This window comes from Mesocryomonas fontinalis (assembly GCF_055730125.2).
This window is the reverse complement of sequence record NZ_JBUZWG020000002.1, coordinates 593,692-611,740: the sequence shown is the minus strand read 5'-3', so window position 1 is coordinate 611,740 and position 18,049 is coordinate 593,692. Positions and strand designations below refer to the sequence as shown.

The window sequence follows — 18,049 nt, the reverse complement described above, 5'->3', positions numbered from 1 at the left end:
CCGCTCCGATAGACCGCAGCAGGGTTTCGGGCAAGTCACGCCGCGCGAAGCAGGGCGCACGTATTGTCGCCATGGGGGGGCGGAGCGCGGGAGCGGCGTTAGCCTTGGGGGCGCGCCTCAGGCCGCGGCCATCTCGGCCAGCATTGCCTCGACGGCGCCCTTGGCTGCGGCGAGCTTCTCCGCGTCGCGCGAGCGCAGCACCAGCTGCGTCGTAAACCGCTCGCCTTCCAGCCGGGGATAGGAGCCGATCGAGACGCCCGGATGCGCCTTCTGCACGGCGGCCAGTGGATCGCCGATGTCGCCCTCGCCATACGGGCACTCGATGGCTTCGCTGGCGATCTGCTGGCCCGCCGGCAACTCCTTCAGCGCGTTGGCCAGCATCGCCTGAAACACCGACGGCACGCCGGCGAAGACGAAGACGTTGTCGATGCGAAAGCCCGGTGCCGTCGAGACAGGATTGTCGACCAGCGTCGCGCCCTCCGGCGTCCGGGTCATGCGCCGGCGCGCCTCGGTGAACGGCAGTTCGCGCCGCTGGTACATCGCGGCCAGCCGTTCGACGGCCTCGGGGTGTTCGATCAGCGGCAGCGAGAAGGCGGCTGCCACCGCCTCGGCGGTCACGTCGTCATGCGTCGGGCCGATGCCGCCGGAGGTGAAGACGAAGTCGTACTGCCGGCGCAGCGTATTCAGCGTGTCGGCGATGATGGCAGGCTCGTCGCCGACGATCCGCACTTCCTTGAGGTCGATGCCGGCCATGGTCATGACATCGGCGAGATGCGCGATGTTCTTGTCCTTGGTCCGGCCGGAGAGGATCTCGTCGCCGATCGCGAGCATGGCGGCCGTCGTGGGGGGCAGGGGCTGCGTCATGGTCTCGTTCCAAACGTCGGGTGACCGGGGCCCGGCGATGGGTTCGCCGATTCGCCCGTGGTCTCTGATTTGCCGGGAGTAGAGCGAGGCGGCAGCTGAAAAAGCAAGCGCGGGGAATGCGAAGGCGGACGCGGCGATGCAGGCGGGTCACGCCGGGCTTGGCGCAGTCTCTCTTCCGGTGCTCCGAACTTGATGTGGCCGGCTACGCAAGGCACGCCTTGCCTCCGGGTGGACGGTCCGTCGCCGGCCTCCGCCTTTCCATCGCGCTGCTCCGCCTATCTAATGCCGCTACGGCTCCATGGGGGCTCAACGCGAGGAAACTGTTCCGATGGCAAAAGTTCTGGTGCTCTATTATTCGAGCTACGGTCACATTGAGGCCATGGCGAAGGCCGTCGCCGAGGGCGCCGAAAGCGCCGGCGCCACCGTCCACATCCGCCGCGTGCCGGAGACCGCACCGGCCGAGGTCGTCGCGGCCGCGCACTTCAAGACCGATCACGACTATCCGGAAATCCCGCCGGAGGAACTCGCGAACTACGACGCCATCATCGTCGGCACGCCGACCCGCTACGGCAACATGGCCTCGCAGATGGCAAGCTTCTGGGATCGCACCGGCGGTCTTTGGTTCGGCGGCAAGCTGATCGGCAAGGTCGGCGGGGCATTCTCGTCGAGCGCCACCCAGCACGGCGGCAACGAGGCGACGCTGTTCTCGGTGCACAAGACCTTGCTGCACCATGGCCTTGTCATCGTCGGCTTGCCCTATTCGTTCCAGGGCCAGATGAGCAATGCCGAGATCACCGGCGGTTCGCCTTATGGCGCGACGACGATCGCGAACGGCGACGGTTCGCGCATGCCGAGCAGCACCGAGCTCGACGGCGCCCGCTTCCAGGGCAAGCACACGGCCGAGGTCGCGACCAAGCTCTTCGGCTGAACACGGCCGGGCGGGCAAAGTCCTGCCGGCTCTTCATTGAACGCAAGGCCCACGAACGCAAAAGGCCCACCATCTCGGTGGGCCTTTTGCGTTTAACCGACCATCAGTCGCCGAAGCCTTTCCGTTATGCGGAGACGCTCAGCAGCCGTTCCTCATTTCCCACGAGCGCCAGACGCAAGCTTTCCAGAGCTAAGTTTTCAAGGCGAAGCCGGGCCAGCAAGGAGGACGCAAAGTCGCCGCCGAGGGCATCGACGGGAGGCGCATCCAGGCTGAGCCGATACTGCACGGCGGTCTGTCGACGACGCTGCATTCACCCATCTCCCTTCGCCCGGTGTTCCAAATATTACCAAGCTATTAATAGCGCGAATTCGGGCGCGGATCAATCGCCATTGTGTCACAGCATGCGTCGGACCCATTGATTCCAAAAGGTTTCCGGCGCTGATACGTCAGGTTCGTTGATCTAATGCCGCGGTTACGGAAGAGAGGCCGTCGACCGGCACGAGTTAACTTTGACGCAAGGTTTGCATCGGACACCGAGCTTCGCGTATTCGCCCGGAACCCTCGTCAATGGGAGACGCGCAGGCTCGAGATTTCCTCGGTGATGGAAGAGAAGGCCGCCAGGAGATCCGCCGAGTTCTTGGCGTCGTAGTAGAGCTTGGCGCTCTTGCCATCGACGCCGTTGGACGAGCAGGCCTTCAGCCTCTGCTTGATCGGGCTGCTGTCGGCAAGGTCGAAGGCGATGGCGAAGATGACGATCCCGTCTCCCGCGCCCGCCGTCCGGCCGTCCGCCTTGATGTTCTCGCAGACGCTGGTGGTCATCTCGTTCAGCGCGGCCACGTAGTTGTCGGCGTCCGCCACCTTGGGTGTCGTCTTCGTTGCGTCGAAGATGTGGCCCGGGACGACCTTTTTCTTGTCGGTGCTGAGGATCTGTCCAAAACCGTAAGTGCCGTACATCGAGACGTTGGCGTTGGTGACATCCAGCGCCTGACCGGTCGAGTAGGTCGGGTTGTAGGTGTTCTCGCCGTCCGTCATCAGCACGAGGACCTTGAGATTGTCGGGGGTCGTGGACGCCACGCCCTCGGTGAACGGTTCGCGCGAGGACAGAACCCGCCAACCCCAGGCGAGGCCTTCCGGAATATTGGTGGCACCTAGGGGTTGCATTGACGTGATGGCGGCTTTTGCCGTCGTCATGTTGGTGGTGAGCGGCGTGATGGCCGCCGTATCGCAGACGAAATTGGGGCCTGCCGTGACGGTGGTGGAGGTCGATGTGGGCTTTGTATCGGAGAAGTACTTATTCATGTCGTTTTGTTTGGTCAGCGCATTAAAGGCGGTGTTTGGACTGGGTGCGCTGCTGTCGGGGATGTAGTCGTCCTTCACGATTTCCTCGACTTGTGGAGTCATGGTCCATTTGTATTCTGATGGAGCAAACAGCGGCACAAAAAGCGAGTCCGGGTTGCCGAGAGACGGCTCCGTGTCCGTTATGGCGAGACCGTTGGGGCGTGACTCCACGCAGCCCTCCCACCTGATAGGGAAGCGGGCCGTACCGTTCGAGTACTTCAGATTGTCATGGAGGAAGAACCGGGTTAGCGGCTTCAGATCGCTAATCCTACGCCAAGCTGTGGCGCTGCCCGGCACTTGGACTGCCTGTTTAACACTTACGCCGAGAGTAGTTTTCGTCCACGTCGACCAGTCGAAATTGTCGTTGTGCGAGCTTGAGAGGCCCTGGGTATCCATCCACTTGGCATCGGCGTAATTGTTGCCGACATTCACCGCGCCGGAGAACGGCACGATCCCGAGCTTCACCGGGTTCGGCACGTTCGCATTGCTGGTCGGCGTCAGCACCTGGGTGACCAGCTGGGTGGCAGCCTGTTTCAGCGTGGTGATCTTCGCGGTGCCGCCGCTAGAGGGCGAGTTCTTCATCGAGCCGGAATTGTCGAGCACGAGCGCCATCTCGACCGAGCGGTTCTCGATGACGATCTGGCTGGACACGGCGAGCCGCCAGGTTTTCGGCACCTTGCCGCCGGACAGGACATACACCGCATTGCCGAAGAAGGTCGGCTCGTCCCGGGTCGCCGAGACGGTCAGGACGGTATTGCCGTTGGCGGCCTTCACCCCGTCATAGCTGAACTTGGTGTTCTGGTCGGCCTTGTTGTCGGCATTGGCGAGGAAGAAGCCGTTCGCCCACCGCGTCAGTTCGGCGGTGTCCTGGGTCTTGCCGTACTGCTTGCCGGCGGCGAGGGCCGCAGCATCCAGCGACCGCTGGAGCTGACGCTGCGAGGAGAAGATCCGTGTCGTGTCGACGGCGACAGCCGCGCTGAAGATGAACACCGGCAGCAAGAAGGCCGTGACCATCGCCACCGCGCCGCCTCGGTGGTGGGCAAATTTCGCAAGCCTGCTAAGTTTCTGCATCTGGCAGTCCATCGATGTCCAGCCGCCCGGTCGCGAATGCCCGCGATGCGTCAGCTGAAGGGGATTTCGGAACTCTTGCGGGGGCGGAAACTGGTCGTCTCGGCCATCGTCATGCTGGGGATCATGCCGCCGTAGCCAAGCAACGCCTTGTAGGGATAGGAGGCCGTCGAGAAGACGAAATAGGTATCGGTGAAACCGCGCAGGTCCGCCGGCAGCGTGTAGGCGGAGCCTGCCGCAAGTCCGTTGCCGGTGCTGGCCTTCGACCAGTCGACGGTGGCCTTGCCGTTGACGTCGACCCTGACGGTTGTCACCGTCATGACCAGCTCGGTGTTGGCGAAGGGCGCCAGGATCGCCTTCGAGATCGCCATGATGTTGTTCAGCCGGGTCGTATCCATGGCGGTCGACCGTGAGACGAGGTTGCCGACGGTGTCGGCGATGGCCTCGACCTTGCGGTTGGCCGACAGCGCCTGCGATCCCTCGAAAGCGCCGAGGTAGAAGATCAGGAGCAGCGGCAGGATCATCGCGAACTCGACCGCGACGACGCCCTTGTTCTGGCGGCTGAAGTGCTTCAGGCCGAAGCGGAGGCGGCGGGACAGGCGTTTCATCTACGTGCAGGTCGAATGCGTGGTGGCGCGAACGCCGAAAGGCTCGTTCATGAACGCGGCCATCGACATCAGAACGGCATTGCCGTTCGTGTCCTTCGTCAGGTTGCTGAGCATCCCGGCGACATAGGGCCATTCGTAGAAGGCCCGCAGGACGGTGATGGTATCCTGCGCCCCGGGGTCGTAGCAGAACTGGGTGTCGTCGACCGATCCAAGCTTCATCGTCGCCGAGGTCGGGATGCTGTCGGCGGTGGCGAAGGTGCGAAGGTCGATCTTCACCTTGCTGCAGTCGAGCAGCATCGACACCTCGGTGCAGATCATCTTGCGAAACGCTGTCTGGTCGAGATCGGCCGCCTGGACTTCGCCGGTCAGGACCTGCCGGGCAACGCTGTTGACCGCGTTGTCGAGGACGACACCCGCACCGGTGACCACCGCAGTCTCGATGAACGCGAAGATCACGAAGAGAAACGGCAGTCCCACCAGCGCCAGCTCGATCGCCGCGACGCCCCTGATATCGGCGAGGAGCCGGCGGAAGAGGCCGCCGGTCTTCCGCGCATGTTTTCTCTCTCCGGTGGTCACTGCAGCCTTCGGCAAATGAGCGCTCCCTTGGCCCATCATTTAGACGCCTACATGTAAAAGAAGTCAGAAGGCCGTGCCGCTTCCCGCAATCCCGTCAAGCCCCACGCCTGGACGGCTTCCGGCCGTGCATTGCACCAATCCGGGCGCTGAAACCGCGCTGCTGCGGCCTTTGGCAGGAATGGGCAGCACGGTTGCGCATGCGCGGCGGTAGGCTGCGGCGCGCTTCCATGATGGACCGGCTTAACCGGCCATTAATCATGCTGCGGTAAATCTTCCGAAAGAGCAGGAACGGACCTGGAGCTGCTCAGCCTTGGAGATTTTCTGTGTCAAACCGAGTTCTGCCGGCGCTCGCCGTCGTCGCCCTTCTGAATGCCACCGGCTATGCCGCTGCTGCCGATCTGATCGAGCCGGCCTATGAAGAGCCGCAGGCAGCGCCGTCGACGGCAGGCTGGTACCTCCGCGGCGACGTCGGCGTCTTCCTGAAGAACAAGACGACCGGCGACTACAGCTTCTATAACCAGTTCGAGGGCGTCGAAGGCGTCGACGACATCTTCCAGTACGATCGTCTGGAGACCAAGAGCGCCGCGAGCTTCGGCGCCGGCGTCGGTTATCGCTTCACCGACATGTTCCGCGCCGACGTGACGCTGGATCACTTCAAGGCCGACGTCCGCGGCTCGACGAGCTGCATCTCCTACGTCACCGCCAGCAAGGGCCTCGGCTTCTACAACGACTGCGGCTACGACGATCGTTCGGAAGTCAGCGTCTGGACGGCGATGGCCAATGCCTATGTCGACATCGGCCACTACGGCATCGTGACCCCTTATATCGGTGCCGGCCTCGGCGCTGCGCGGGTCAAGTACGACGAGGTGAAGAGCACCGAGGTCTGCGGTTCCGATCCGGCATGCACCGGTATCGATCCGACCTTCGACCATCCCGGCGAGAGCAGCTGGCGCTTCGCCGCCGCCCTGATGGCCGGTGCGACCATCGACCTGACCTCGCGGCTGAAGCTCGATGCCGGCTACCGCTACACCCGCATCTCCGACGGCGACTACTTCGGCTACGACTCGGCCGATCGCTCCTTCGGCGCCAAGGGCGTGCAGGCCCGCGACGACGGCTTCAACATCCACACCATCCGCGCGGGTCTGCGCTACGAGTTCGGCGGCGGCGTCGGCCTCAACTGATCTCGTCTGGCGGCGGATCTTCTGAAATCTGTTCGTGCAAAGGCCAGGGGATCGCTCTCCTGGCCTTTCTTGCTTTCCTGCGGACAGTCCGGTCGGCCGACTGTCGATGGCTCAAGCCTCGCGGAAGAACTCCGCGACCACCAGATCGTGGTCGGAGATCGCATTGCCTCGGTCGTCGATCGCCGGATGCGTCACCGGGTGCCGGGCGGACAATCCACGGGTGAACAGCCAGTCCAGCCGCTTGTGCGGCGGGGTCGGGGCGCCGTCCGGACGGGTGCGCGTGGTGTTCTCGCGCGTGTTCGCCTCGGCCCAGCGATAGCCGGCGTCGGCAAAGTGGGCGAACAGCGGCTCGCGGCCGGCAGGATCGGCCCACCACGCGTCGACGTCATCGCCGATCATCAGCTTGGTGTTGATGTCGCCGCCGATCACCACGGCACCGCCGGCCGAGAGCACGTCGACGTGATCGAGCAGGCGCCGAACCTGCAAGGCCCGGTCGGTCGGTGTCGTCTTGCTCTCGAGATGCACCGAGATCAGCCAGACCGGCCCGCCTTCCATCTCGATCCGGCCGCCGATCGCCATGCGCCAGCCCAGCCGCTGCTGGCCTTTCTCCGCCTCCAGCCACCAGATCGCGCCATCGTCGAGCCGGATCTGGAACGCCTCTTCCAGCGGCATGCGGGTGAGGATGGCATTGCCGTGAAAGCCGACGCGGTTCTGCTCCTCGGCATGCGCGGCCCGCTCGCGGTCGTCGCCGAGCCCGAGCTCGAAGAACTCGACGCCATAGGCAAACCCCATGCCGAGCGCCTCGGCGAGATCGGCCGCAGTGTGCCGGTTGCCGGAGCGCGCCATGCCGAGATCGGCCTCGGTGAGGAAGAGCACGTCGGCATCCGCCTGCTCGACCAGCCGAACCGAGGGCTCCGCGAACTTCAGCCTTTCGGCATTCCAGGCGGCGATGCGCAGCGTCGGCAGAGGCGGCATGGCGGGTGCCGGTGTCTGCTCGATCGCGGCGAAGGCTGCCACCGCGGCGGCCAGCCGGTGATGCTCGTCGAGCGTCAGTTCGGCGCCGAGCGCTTCCGCTGCGATATCCTGGGGAGGCACGGGCAGCTCGGCAAGGATGGTGCGGATCAACTGGTCCTGGCTCATCGTCATGCCCTCACGCCCCCCGCGGACGGCGCCGCGGCGCGCGCGTTCACCGCGGCGGCAAGCTGGCGGGCGATCGCCAGGCTCTCGGCGCGCTCGGTGGCAAAGCGCTCGTCGATTTCCATGATCAGCGCGGTCCCCGGCAGCACGGTGATCTCGTCGAAGATCTCGGCGAACGGCAGGTCGCCCCAGCCGAGCGGCAGGTGCAGGTCGCCGATGCCGAGCGCCACCGCTTCGCTGCGGTGGAAGAATTCCGACATGACGTAGGGCGTGCCGAAATTATCGTGCACGTGGAGGTGTCCGGTGACGCCGGCCATCTCCCGGACTTCGCCGCGCCAGTCGAGGCCGAGCCGGTTGCCCTCGATATAGGCGTGGCCGAAATCGATGAGGCCAACGACGTTCGGATGCCCGACGGCGCGCACCGTCTCGGCGATCTCGGCGGGCGTCTGGCGGTACTCGCGGGGATCGACGGCGAAGATGTTCTCGAAGGCGATGCGCACGCCGCGGCGCTGGGCGACCTCCGCCATTTCAGCGAGCGCCTCGCGCTCCATCCGGTCGAGCGCCTCGCGCTCCGGGCGGCCGCCGAGCTTTGCCTTGCCGCAATGGTGCACGAGGACGTCGGCGCCGACACGCTCGCAGAGTTCCAGCATGGCCGAGACCACCTTCTTCTGCCGCGCGAGGTTCGCCCCGTCCATGAAGTTGGAGACGATCTGGCCGTGTGCGGTGTAGCGCAGCGGAAACTCGGCGCAGATCTCGGCCAGCGCCTTGGCGCGGCCCTCTATCACCCGTCCGCCGGCGATGAGGTCGTGCCCGAACAGCGAGAGCTCGGCGACATCGGCACCGAGGTCGGCGATCCCGGCCAGCGAGTTTCGAAGACGCGTCAGGTCGCCGTCGCCGGCGGTGACGTTGAATCCGACATGGGTGATCGCGGCCATATCAGGCCTCCTGCAGTTGCGGGGTGGACACCGTGAGCGCGGGGCGGTCGATGCGCCGTCCGGTCTCGGTCGAGAAGAGATGGAGGTGGTCCGCCGGCAGCTCGAGCCCGACGGCATCGCCCGGCTGCAGGGCGGTGCCCTCCGAGAAGGAGACGGCAAAGCCGGTACCGTTCATGTCGGTGTGCACGACGCGCGAGGCGCCGAGCTCCTCGATGAAGTCGACCGTCGCCGGCAGGCTGCCATGCGCGCCGGCACGGACCAGGCGCGCGTGCTCCGGCCGGATGCCGACGGTGAGCTTCTGCCCGACAGCCGGGAGGTCTCGGACGGCGTCGAGCACCAGTGCCCGCCGGTCATCGATCACCAGCCGCTGGGCCGGCCCCACCGTTCCGTCGAGGATGTTCATCGGCGGGGCGCCGACGAAGCTCGCCACGAAGCGGCTGGCGGGCGTGTTGTAGATCTCCGAGGGCGTGCCGACCTGCTCGATCTTGCCGCCGTTCATCACCACCAGCCGGTCGGCCAGCGTCATCGCCTCGACCTGGTCGTGCGTGACGAAGATCGAGGTAGCGCCGAGCCGGCGGTGCAGGCGGCGGATCTCCGCCCGCATCGACACCCGCAGCTTGGCGTCGAGGTTCGACAGCGGCTCGTCGAACAGGAACACCTTCGGCTCGCGGATCATCGCCCGGCCCATCGCCACCCGCTGGCGCTGGCCGCCGGAGAGCTGCATCGGCTTGCGGTCAAGATAGGCGTCGAGCCCGACGGTCTTGGCGACGGCGAGGATTTTCGCCGTCCGCTCCGTCTTGCCGACGCCGGCGACCTTCAGCGCGTAGCCGATGTTCTCGGCCACTGACATGTGCGGGTAGAGCGCGTAGTTCTGGAACACCATCGCGCAGCCGCGCTCGCGCGGCTCGAGGTCGTTGACCACCTTGCCGTCCATCGCGATCTCGCCGGAGGTGATCGCCTCGAGCCCTGCCACCATGCGCAGCAGCGTCGACTTGCCACAGCCGGAAGGGCCGAGGATGACGATGAACTCGCCGCTTCTGATCTCGAGGTCGACGCCGTGGACGACGGCGGTCTTGCCGTAGTCCTTCTTGACGTTGCAGATGGCGATGTCGGCCATGGGGCCTCCTGTCTTGGTCGAAGGTCGAAGGTCGAAGGTCGAAGGTCGGTCGGGCCCGCGGCTATTTGTCGGTGGCGACGAGGCCGCGGACGAAGAAGCGCTGCATCGCGATCATCACCAGCAGCGGCGGCAGCATGACCAGCAGCGTGCCGGCCATCGCGATATGCCATTCCGGCACGCCCTCCTTGGCGGGGATCAGCTCTTTCAGCTGGGTCACGGCGGTGCCGAAGCTCGGATCGGTGGTGACGAGCAATGGCCAGAGATACTGGTTCCACGCCCAGACGAACATGATCGTCGCCAGCGCCGCCATGTTGGCTTTCGACAGCGGCAGCAGAATCTGGAAGAAGAACCGCACCGGCCCCGCGCCGTCCATCTTGGCGGCCTCCGCGAGCTCGTCCGGCAGCGTCAGAAAGAACTGGCGGTAGAGGAAGGTGCCGGTGGCGGTGGCGACCAGTGGCAGCGCAAGGCCGGTATAGGAGTTGAGCAGGCCCCATTGCAGCTTGACGGTGACGCCGGTCAGCTGCGCGATCAGCCAGGAGAGGCCGGTGACGTCGAGGATCGCCTGGAACGGCTGCAGCGCGTTGGCCGCCACCGCATAGGTCGGCACGATCCGCACCTCGAGCGGCAGCATCAGCGTCACGAAGATCGCCCAGAAGATCAGCATACGTCCGGGAAAGCGGAAGTAGACGATCGCGAACGCCGCCATCAAGGCCAGCGCCACCTTGCCGAAGGCGACCGACGAGGCGAAGACAAAGCTGTTGAACAGTTTGCGCCCGAGGTCGGCGCGGACCCAGGCGGCGGCGACGTTGTCGAGGAAGTGGCTGCCCGGCCAGAGCGGCATCGGCACCTGGTTGACCTCGCGGATGTCGTGCGTCGCCGCGATCAGCACGATGAGGAAAGGCGTCACCGCGATCACCAGCCCGAGGAACAGCAGCACCTGGCAGACGGCGTCGAAGACGGGGGAGCGTTCGATCATGACGGTCTCACTTGTAGTGGATGCGCCGCTCGATGAAGCGGAACTGGACGACCGTCAGGACCATCACGAGGATCATCAGGATGATGCTCTGGGCGGCGGCGCCGGAGTAATCGAGGCCCTTGAAGCCGTCGAAATAGATTTTGTAGACCATCAGCTCGGTCGCGCGGGCCGGCCCGCCGCCGGTCATGATGTCGACGATGCCGAAACTGTCCTGGAAGCTCTCGGTGATGTTGATCACCAGCAGGAAGAACAGCGTCGGCGTCAGCAGCGGCAGCTGGATGTCGCGCATCCGGCGGAGCGGGCTCGCGCCGTCCATCGCGGCGGCCTCGCTCAAGCTCCGCGGAATGCCCTGCAGTGCGGCCATGAAGAAGATGAAGTTGTAGCCGACATACTTCCAGGCGAAGGCGATGATGATGGCGATCATCGCGTCCTTGCCGTCCAGCGCCGGGTTCCAGAGGCCTGGCCAGATGCTGTTGATCGACGACAGCAGCCCGGCCTGCGGGGCGAGGATGAAGCTGAAGGCGAGGCCGAGCGCCGGCGCGGCGATCGCGTAGGGCCAGATCAGCACCGACTTGTAGAAGCGGTGGCCGGCAAGCTCGCGGTCGGCGACCAGCGCCAGGACGAGGGCGATGCCCATCGCCAGCGAGGTCGTGCCGAGGCTGAACACCATGCTACGGCTGATCGAGCCCCAGTAGACGCTGTCGGAGAGCAGCTGCTTGAAGTTCTGGAAGCCGACGAAGGTATTGCCGCCGCCCCAGGGCTGTTCGAGCGTGAACGCCCAGAACAGCGCCTGTCCCGTCGGCCAGTAGAAGAAGACGAAGATCAGAAGCAGCATCGGCAAGGCGAACATCAGCCCGGTGCCACCTGCCGAAAAGGTCACGCGTTTTTCCATGTCGGTCCCGCCGCTGCATGCAAGGCGCCCCGAAGCCTCAGGCTCCGGGGCGTATCGTCAGTGGGCCGCGTTACGGCAGGGTCTTGCCGGCATAGGTCTGCTGGAAGCGGCGCAGGATGGCGTCGCTGCGCGTCTTCGCCTCGTCGAGCGAGGTCTGGACGTCGGCGTTCTTGATGAAGATCGCCTGCAGGCCGTTGGAGATCTCCTGGCGGATCTGCAGCAGGCCGCCGAGGCGCTGGCCGCGGGTGACGTCGGTCGGCGGCGTGAAGGTCAGGCTCTTGATCGCCAGCTCGCGTCCCTTGTACGGCGCCTTGTCGTAGAACTTCTGGCTGACGAGGTAGTCGTAGCCGGACTGGCGCACCGGGATGTAGCCGGTGACGGTCGACCAGGTGAGGGCTTCCTCGGGCTTGGCGATGAAGGCGAGGAAGGCCGCGGCCGCCTTGTACTCGGCGTCGGACTTGCCGGCGATGACCCAGAGCGAGGCGCCGCCCACCAGCGAGTTCTTGCGCGCGGTGCCCTCGTAGACTGGGAGCATGGCGACGTCCCAGTTCATGCCTTCCTTGGCGCTGCGGCCGATGCCGCCATGGTCGCCGACGGAGGTCAGGATGGTCTGGCAGTCGCCGGCGGCGAACGCGTCGACGAAGGTCTGGCCGGTTTCCTTCGACTTCAGCACGGCCTCGCCGGCATCGTACCAGCCCTTCAGGTCGCGGACGAACTGGACCCACTTGCCCTTGTTGAAGACCATTTCGGCGTCCAGGCCCTCATAGCCGTTGCCCTTGGTGGCGTTCGGCTCGCCGTGCACGGCCAGGAACTGCTCCTCCAGCTGCCAGACCTCGTCGCGCGAGATGTTGAAGCCGAGCGGGCAGGCGTAGCCAGCCTCCTTCAACGCCTTGAAGTCGGCGCCGGCCTCTTCCCAGGTCGCCGGGCCATGATCCTTGCCGATCTTGGCGTAGGCGTCCTTGTTCCAGTAGAGGAGGGCGGTCGAGGAGTTGAAGGGGAAGGAGTACATCTCGCCCTTCGACGTCGCGAAGTAGCTGGAGATGCCGGAGAAATAGTCCTTCCAGTCGATCTTGTAGCCGTTGTCGGCCATCAGCTTCTCGGCGGGGTAGAAGGCGCCCGACAGCATGATGTCGAGGGTGCCGGCGTCCGACACCTGCGCGATCGTCGGCTGCTGGCCGGCACGGAAGGCGGCGATCGTGTTCTGCAGCGAGGCGTCGTAGGTGCCCTGGCTGGTGCAGACCACCTCGGCCTCGGCCTGGCTCTTGTTGAACCGGTCGCACTGCTCCATCACGCGCTTGGAGATGTCGCCGCTGTTGCCGTACCAGAAATCGATCTTCACCGGGGCCGCATGGGCGGACGCCGTCATCACAGCCGACAGCGCCAGCGCGCCGATGATCTTGTTCAGCATGGTATCCCCTGAATGATTATGTGTCCGGCACCCCTCCGGGATCCGACGCTGTGCCACTAAGGCGGCCGGGGTTCGCTGTACAATGAACATTCGATGACAGGCCGGCTGTATAGTATTTACAGAATTCTTCATCGAAAACAGCATTGCCGGCTGAGATGCTTTGCCACTGATGGGGGCGGCCCGCTATTTGAGCGTGAATATTTATGTTGTCGAGTTTCTGTCCGCGTCGATCAGGCGCAGCGTTTGATCGCCGCTTGCGTGGCACTGGTCGGCGCCGGCCTTCAGGCGTCCGAGTGGCCGCCGGTCTGCGCGAGAAGGGCGCGGTCCACCTCGGCCCGGGTGAAGCCATGCTGCCGGATGATCGTCCGGTAGGATTCCCCGGCATCGATCATCGAGACGATCCGCCGCCGCTCGAAGCTGCACAGCCGTCTCTCGTGCGCCCGCCGGACGAGGCGGGGCATGAACTGGCGAAGGAGATGGAGGAAGCGGCGGCGCATCGAAGTTCCCGGACGGTTGGTCCCGGCTGCATGCGGCACGCCGATGACAGGCGTGTGACGGGCGTGGACAGCGATTGCCGGCGCACCATCCGCCAAGCGGCATGTTTCAGTGTGCAGGCAGCGGCATCGGGAGAGGCACTCTCGGCTTGCGACTCGCGACACGCACCGCGCCTTGCCGGGACGTGCCGGGCGTTGTTGTGGTGCGGACGACGGGACTTGAACCCGTAATCCCGAGGGCGACAGATTTTAAGTCTGGAGAAATCTGCTTTCGTCGAGGCCTGCAGGGCAACTGTTTCGTCCGAAATGTGGTCATAAAGCATTGAGTCGGTTGTGACATTACGTTGACATTGCGTGACAACGCAGGTCAATTGGGTGACAAGAAAGTCCGTCTAGATTGCGGACACAGTGCGGACACGACGGCTGACATGGCGCAAAAACTAACCGACACTTCGATCAAAAACTTGCCGGTCCCTGAAAAGGGAAATCGGATCACCTACGACAGTGAGGTAAAAGGCTTCGGATGCAGGGTCACGGCATCCGGAGCCCGCGCGTTCGTTCTGAACTACCGGACCCTGGCCGGCCGAGAACGCCGAGTGACGATCGGGTCATTCCCCGATTGGCGCATTGGCGCCGCTCGGAAGGAAGCCTCCGACCTGAAACGAAGAATAGACGTCGGCGATGATCCCATGGGCACGGTCGACGCAGCGCGATCGTCCGTCAGCGTAGCCGACATGTGTGACCGCTATATCGAAGAGTTCTTGCCAGCCACGATCGAGGGTGGATCTGCGCATAAGGGCAAGACCAAGCTGCGGGAAAGCACACAGCACGAGTATGCTTCTCTGATCCGCCGGGAGATCCGGCCCGCGCTAAAGCACCTCGAGGTTTCCAAGGTAAGCTTCTCCGACGTTGACGCGCTCCACCGCAAGATCACGCGGCGCGGCGCCAGCTATGCCGCCAACCGCACGCTTGCCATCCTTTCCAAGATGTTCAACCTCGCCATCAAGTGGCGATGGTGCACCGAGAACCCCTGCAAGGGGCTGGAGCGGAACCAGGAGGAGAAGCGGCATCGATACCTGACGCCGGCCGAGCTGCTTCGATTGACCAAGGCGCTTGAGGCTTATGCCGACCAGCAATCCGCCGACATCATTCGTTTGCTGCTTTTGACGGGCGCGCGCCGCGGCGAAGTTCTTGCCATGCGGTGGGAACATGTCGATTTGGCTGAAGGCGTCTGGACCAAGCCTGGAGCAACCACGAAGCAGAAAACCCTTCACCGCGTCCCGCTGTCGGCACCGGCGATCGCACTGCTTCGAGTGCTTCGAAAGGGGCCAAAAGGAAATGGCGAGTTCGTCTTCCCTGGTCGAAGCGGCGACGGCCCGCGCCTGGAGGTGAAGAATGCGTGGCATGCACTCTGTGTCGCCGCGGAGCTAGTGACAACGGAGGAAGTGAATGGAAAGACGGTGGTGAAGCCCTCCGCCCGTATCCACGATCTGCGGCACACCTATGCATCGGTCTTGGCGAGCGCCGGCCTATCGCTTCCGATCATCGGCGCATTGCTTGGACACACCCAGCCGTCAACTACTGCCCGCTATTCGCATCTCTTTGACGATCCGCTGAGGGCCGCAACGGAGCGGGCAGGGGTGATCGTGATGGGGGTCCGGTGACCCGCTTAGGCGATAGACTGAAAACCGCCAAAGCGGTGGATAACGGGCATAACTATCTAAGTTGTTGAAATAATTCAACTAAATATCGTTGATGTCAGCTGTTGTCACGATTCAATCAACCGACTTGGCCTTCTAGACTCAATTCGTCACCTCAACAGGAGAACGACGACATTGAGCGCACTTCTTTCAGACTATTTGTCACGCGATCAGATCGCAGCCGAGCTTGGCGTCACGCTACGGACTATCGCACGGTGGCAGTCTCAGCCCGACGGACTTCCTTTCACCACCCTCGGCGGACGCACCCTCTACCGAATTTCTAGCGTTCGAGCCTGGATCGAAAGCCAAGAGCACAGGCCAAATCCTCGTCGCAAAAGCAGAGCCGCCTGATGCGGGCCCCGGAAACGCAAACCGCCGTCCAAGGGGTGCATCCCAAGGACGGCGGCGATCTCACTGAATTCCACTGCCACGGACTTCGACGCGAAACTTATGTCGCTTCCCTTCTGCGATCAATCCCGTCCCCCGAAGATGCAGAGCGGCGATCCCTGGTCGTGCCGCTTGCTGGCAAACTATTCGCAGTCGGCCTCTACCGGGAGCGTGCTCGATGAGCGCGGCTTGCCGGGACTGCCGGTTCTACAAAGCAGGCGCTGACGAGGGCGTCCGACGGCTGCAGCTTCACGTCAACGGTGCAACAACCACGATCCCCGTCGGTGAGTGCCGGGTGAACGCGCCGAAGTTCAAGGTCGACCACTGGGGTGGAATGGACGGCTATCGGTCATGGCCGGTCGTCCAGCACGATGACTGGTGCGGCGTGTTCGTCCCTCATGAGGTGACGTCATGAGCCAAGCTTTCGCAGCGGGCGAGGTGGCGTTTCACGCAAGTCATGGGGCCGGCACGGTGATCGGCGTGGAGCCGAAGGGCGATCAGCAAAGCGTCCGCGTCAACTTCAATGGGCGGACCCTTCACATGCTGTCCAGCTTCCTGGCCCGCGATGCGGCGGGGGCCGCGGCTACGAAGCAAAAAGCCGTCGCCTCCGGACAGAAGAGGGGCGTCGCCAAAGCCCAACCTTATCCCATGACCTGGTTCGCCGAGATCGATCCGAACATTCATAAGGAATGGACGGTCGAGGACTGGATGGGCGAGGGGGAGCTTCTCGTCCCATACGGCGCGCCCGGCTGCGGAAAGTCCGTGCTGGTCGGCGACATGGTCTGCCACATCGCGGCGGGGCGCGAGTGGTTCGGCAAGAAGGTGAAGCAAGCCGCCATTCTCTATGTCGCCGCTGAGCGAGCGAACCTTGTGCTTCGCCGCTTCGCCGCTTTCCGGAGGCATCACAGCATCGACGAACTGCCAGTAGCGGTCATCAAGGGGTACTTCGACCTGGCGAAGGCCGGGACCGATACCGATCGCGTCATCGCGACGGTGAAGGAGCTGGTAAAAGAGACAGAGGCCGATGCCGTAGTCGTTGTCATCGACACGAAGCGGCAGGTCATCGGCGACGAGAACAGCGACGACGTTGGCAAGCTGGTGAGCAATATCTCTCGGATCCAACATGAGACAGGAGCGGGGATCGTGGTTATCGATCACAGCCCGTTCCATAGCCCGACGAAGCCGTCTGGTCGCGGTGAGCTTGTGGCGGCAGCTGATGCAACGTTCCTTCTCGAAAAGGGCGCCGACGTCAGGACGGCCAGGATCGTGAAGGCAAATGACGGTCCGGATGATCTTGCCCTCGCCTTCGACCTGACATCGGTCGATCTGGGCACCCATCCGACCAGCGGAAAAACGACGACAGCGCCAGTGGTAGTTCGGGCAGAAGCTGCCGAAACAGCCGAGCGCAGCGCGGGCTATCTGACGAACAGTGAGAAGATCGCCCTTGCCGCTCTTGAGGAAGCGGTGCTTGAGGCCGGCGAGAAAACCGCCTCGAGCCGTGTCCCGGAGGGGGTTCGAGCAGTCACCGTAAGGCTATGGCGAGAGTACGCATACAAGCGCGGGATCAGTACGACAGACACTCAGTCTGCACGCGAAAAAGCGTTCCAAAGGGTCAGTCGGTCCCTTCAGTCGAAAAAGCGCATCGGGACATGGGACCCTCATGTCTGGTTGGTTAGCTCAAAGCCCGACATCACAGGGCTTCTAGCATCGAAGCGGACACCGGACATTGACCGGACATTAGACGGACATGTCCGCGAGCATTAGGCGGACAGACACGGACACCACCCTATAGGGGTGTCCGGTTGTCCGGTGCTGAGACATTAGAGATGGAAGGTGGATCAAAAAGGTTGGCGAGCGTCGTGTACCAATTCAACTTCAATAAGCTGACGGGCGATTGAGAAAGGGCGCTATCTTGCGAGAGCGCCCCATGAATTCTCGTCGACGTAGCTTACTTTTGTCAGCTTCCCAGCCAGCGCAGAACCGTCGTTTTGGTCTCGGGCCAGCCGGCTTTGATCGGATCCCAACCCCAGTCCACTGCTACGGCAACCGCGACAAGACCCGCGACCATGCCCGTCACCGCCGTCCATGGCCCGCTGGCCTCCGCGGTCGCGGCTGCATTGACGGCCGCAGCGGTCACGAAGCCGAGGGCCTGGATCGAAAATTTCACATTGTCCCGCATGCTGTCTTTCCTTTTTCTGGGCTGTGCCCATTGCTGTCACCTTGCACGATTGCGGGTGGCTTCTTGCGACTGGGAAAATATCAGTCCGTCCGGAAAGTCAGCAATTCAGACAATTCACCCACCTGGCGGGGGACATCGACGCGAGCGCCATTGCTGATTTTTTCTCGCCTTGTCAGGGCGATCCCAGATCGTCCTGACATTGCGTGACAACTGACGCCACAGATTAATTATCAGAAGACGTATAGTGACAAACACATTGAA

The 18,049-nt window shown here is 63.8% G+C and carries 17 protein-coding genes; 4 read left to right on the top strand and 13 right to left on the bottom strand.

Annotated elements, in window-relative coordinates; translation table 11 throughout:
* Window positions 1-117: 117 nt before the first annotated feature.
* Window positions 118-864 carry a competence/damage-inducible protein A gene (locus tag ACZL02_RS08075; protein WP_472938076.1) on the bottom strand — a complete coding sequence of 249 codons (747 nt, stop codon included), beginning with the start codon at window positions 862-864 and terminating at the stop codon, window positions 118-120.
* Between the two features lie 328 nt (window positions 865-1,192).
* On the opposite strand from ACZL02_RS08075, the gene wrbA reads away from it, so the two are divergent.
* Entirely contained in the window at window positions 1,193-1,792 is a 600-nt protein-coding gene (wrbA, locus tag ACZL02_RS08070; protein ID WP_472938075.1) for an NAD(P)H:quinone oxidoreductase, read from the top strand.
* 124 nt (window positions 1,793-1,916) lie between these two features.
* Here the strand turns inward: wrbA and ACZL02_RS08065 are convergent, their stop codons facing one another.
* The 4 genes from ACZL02_RS08065 to ACZL02_RS08050 all read right to left on the bottom strand — a co-directional run bounded on the left by ACZL02_RS08065 (window position 1,917) and on the right by ACZL02_RS08050 (window position 5,382).
* On the bottom strand, window positions 1,917-2,102 hold the full coding sequence (locus ACZL02_RS08065) for a hypothetical protein (RefSeq protein ID WP_472938074.1): 186 nt from the start codon (window positions 2,100-2,102) through the stop codon (window positions 1,917-1,919).
* Between the two features lie 254 nt (window positions 2,103-2,356).
* Entirely contained in the window at window positions 2,357-4,201 is a 1,845-nt protein-coding gene (locus ACZL02_RS08060; RefSeq protein WP_472938073.1) for a TadE/TadG family type IV pilus assembly protein, read from the bottom strand.
* A gap of 50 nt (window positions 4,202-4,251) precedes the next feature.
* Window positions 4,252-4,806, bottom strand: a complete 555-nt coding sequence (locus ACZL02_RS08055; RefSeq protein WP_472938072.1) for a TadE/TadG family type IV pilus assembly protein — start codon at window positions 4,804-4,806, stop codon at window positions 4,252-4,254.
* On the bottom strand, window positions 4,807-5,382 hold the full coding sequence (locus ACZL02_RS08050) for a TadE/TadG family type IV pilus assembly protein (protein ID WP_472938071.1): 576 nt from the start codon (window positions 5,380-5,382) through the stop codon (window positions 4,807-4,809).
* A gap of 323 nt (window positions 5,383-5,705) precedes the next feature.
* Here ACZL02_RS08050 and ACZL02_RS08045 point away from each other — a divergent pair, with 323 nt between their 5' ends.
* On the top strand, window positions 5,706-6,563 hold the full coding sequence (locus ACZL02_RS08045; RefSeq protein WP_472938070.1) for an outer membrane protein: 858 nt from the start codon (window positions 5,706-5,708) through the stop codon (window positions 6,561-6,563).
* Between the two features lie 111 nt (window positions 6,564-6,674).
* Here the strand turns inward: ACZL02_RS08045 and ACZL02_RS08040 are convergent, their stop codons facing one another.
* The 7 genes from ACZL02_RS08040 to ACZL02_RS08010 all read right to left on the bottom strand — a co-directional run bounded on the left by ACZL02_RS08040 (window position 6,675) and on the right by ACZL02_RS08010 (window position 13,525).
* Complete coding sequence (locus ACZL02_RS08040) at window positions 6,675-7,709, bottom strand: endonuclease/exonuclease/phosphatase family protein (protein WP_472938069.1); 1,035 nt, start codon at window positions 7,707-7,709, stop codon at window positions 6,675-6,677.
* Window positions 7,706-8,635, bottom strand: a complete 930-nt coding sequence (locus ACZL02_RS08035) for a sugar phosphate isomerase/epimerase family protein (protein WP_472938068.1) — start codon at window positions 8,633-8,635, stop codon at window positions 7,706-7,708. The genes ACZL02_RS08040 and ACZL02_RS08035 overlap by 4 nt, the downstream gene beginning before the upstream one ends.
* 1 nt (window position 8,636) lies before the next feature.
* Complete coding sequence (locus ACZL02_RS08030; protein WP_472938067.1) at window positions 8,637-9,752, bottom strand: sn-glycerol-3-phosphate import ATP-binding protein UgpC; 1,116 nt, start codon at window positions 9,750-9,752, stop codon at window positions 8,637-8,639.
* A 61-nt stretch (window positions 9,753-9,813) separates the two neighbouring features.
* Window positions 9,814-10,728 (bottom strand): ABC transporter permease subunit, encoded by a 915-nt coding sequence (locus ACZL02_RS08025; protein WP_472938066.1) that lies wholly within the window; start codon window positions 10,726-10,728, stop codon window positions 9,814-9,816.
* Between the two features lie 7 nt (window positions 10,729-10,735).
* Window positions 10,736-11,620 (bottom strand): ABC transporter permease subunit, encoded by an 885-nt coding sequence (locus tag ACZL02_RS08020; protein WP_472938065.1) that lies wholly within the window; start codon window positions 11,618-11,620, stop codon window positions 10,736-10,738.
* 70 nt (window positions 11,621-11,690) lie between these two features.
* Window positions 11,691-13,028 (bottom strand): extracellular solute-binding protein, encoded by a 1,338-nt coding sequence (locus tag ACZL02_RS08015; protein ID WP_472938064.1) that lies wholly within the window; start codon window positions 13,026-13,028, stop codon window positions 11,691-11,693.
* Window positions 13,029-13,309: 281 nt separating this feature from the next.
* Window positions 13,310-13,525 carry a hypothetical protein gene (locus tag ACZL02_RS08010; RefSeq protein WP_472938063.1) on the bottom strand — a complete coding sequence of 72 codons (216 nt, stop codon included), beginning with the start codon at window positions 13,523-13,525 and terminating at the stop codon, window positions 13,310-13,312.
* A gap of 425 nt (window positions 13,526-13,950) precedes the next feature.
* Here ACZL02_RS08010 and ACZL02_RS08005 point away from each other — a divergent pair, with 425 nt between their 5' ends.
* Together ACZL02_RS08005 and ACZL02_RS08000 are read left to right on the top strand one after the other, a co-directional pair.
* Window positions 13,951-15,186, top strand: a complete 1,236-nt coding sequence (locus tag ACZL02_RS08005; protein WP_472938062.1) for a tyrosine-type recombinase/integrase — start codon at window positions 13,951-13,953, stop codon at window positions 15,184-15,186.
* An 834-nt stretch (window positions 15,187-16,020) separates the two neighbouring features.
* Window positions 16,021-17,373: an AAA family ATPase gene (locus ACZL02_RS08000; RefSeq protein ID WP_472938061.1), complete on the top strand. Its 1,353-nt coding sequence runs from the start codon at window positions 16,021-16,023 to the stop codon at window positions 17,371-17,373.
* A 193-nt stretch (window positions 17,374-17,566) separates the two neighbouring features.
* Here ACZL02_RS08000 and ACZL02_RS07995 read toward each other — a convergent pair whose 3' ends face one another.
* The gene (locus tag ACZL02_RS07995; protein ID WP_472938060.1) at window positions 17,567-17,788 is read right to left on the bottom strand and encodes a hypothetical protein; all 222 of its coding nucleotides are present in this window, start codon (window positions 17,786-17,788) and stop codon (window positions 17,567-17,569) included.
* Window positions 17,789-18,049: the final 261 nt, after the last annotated feature.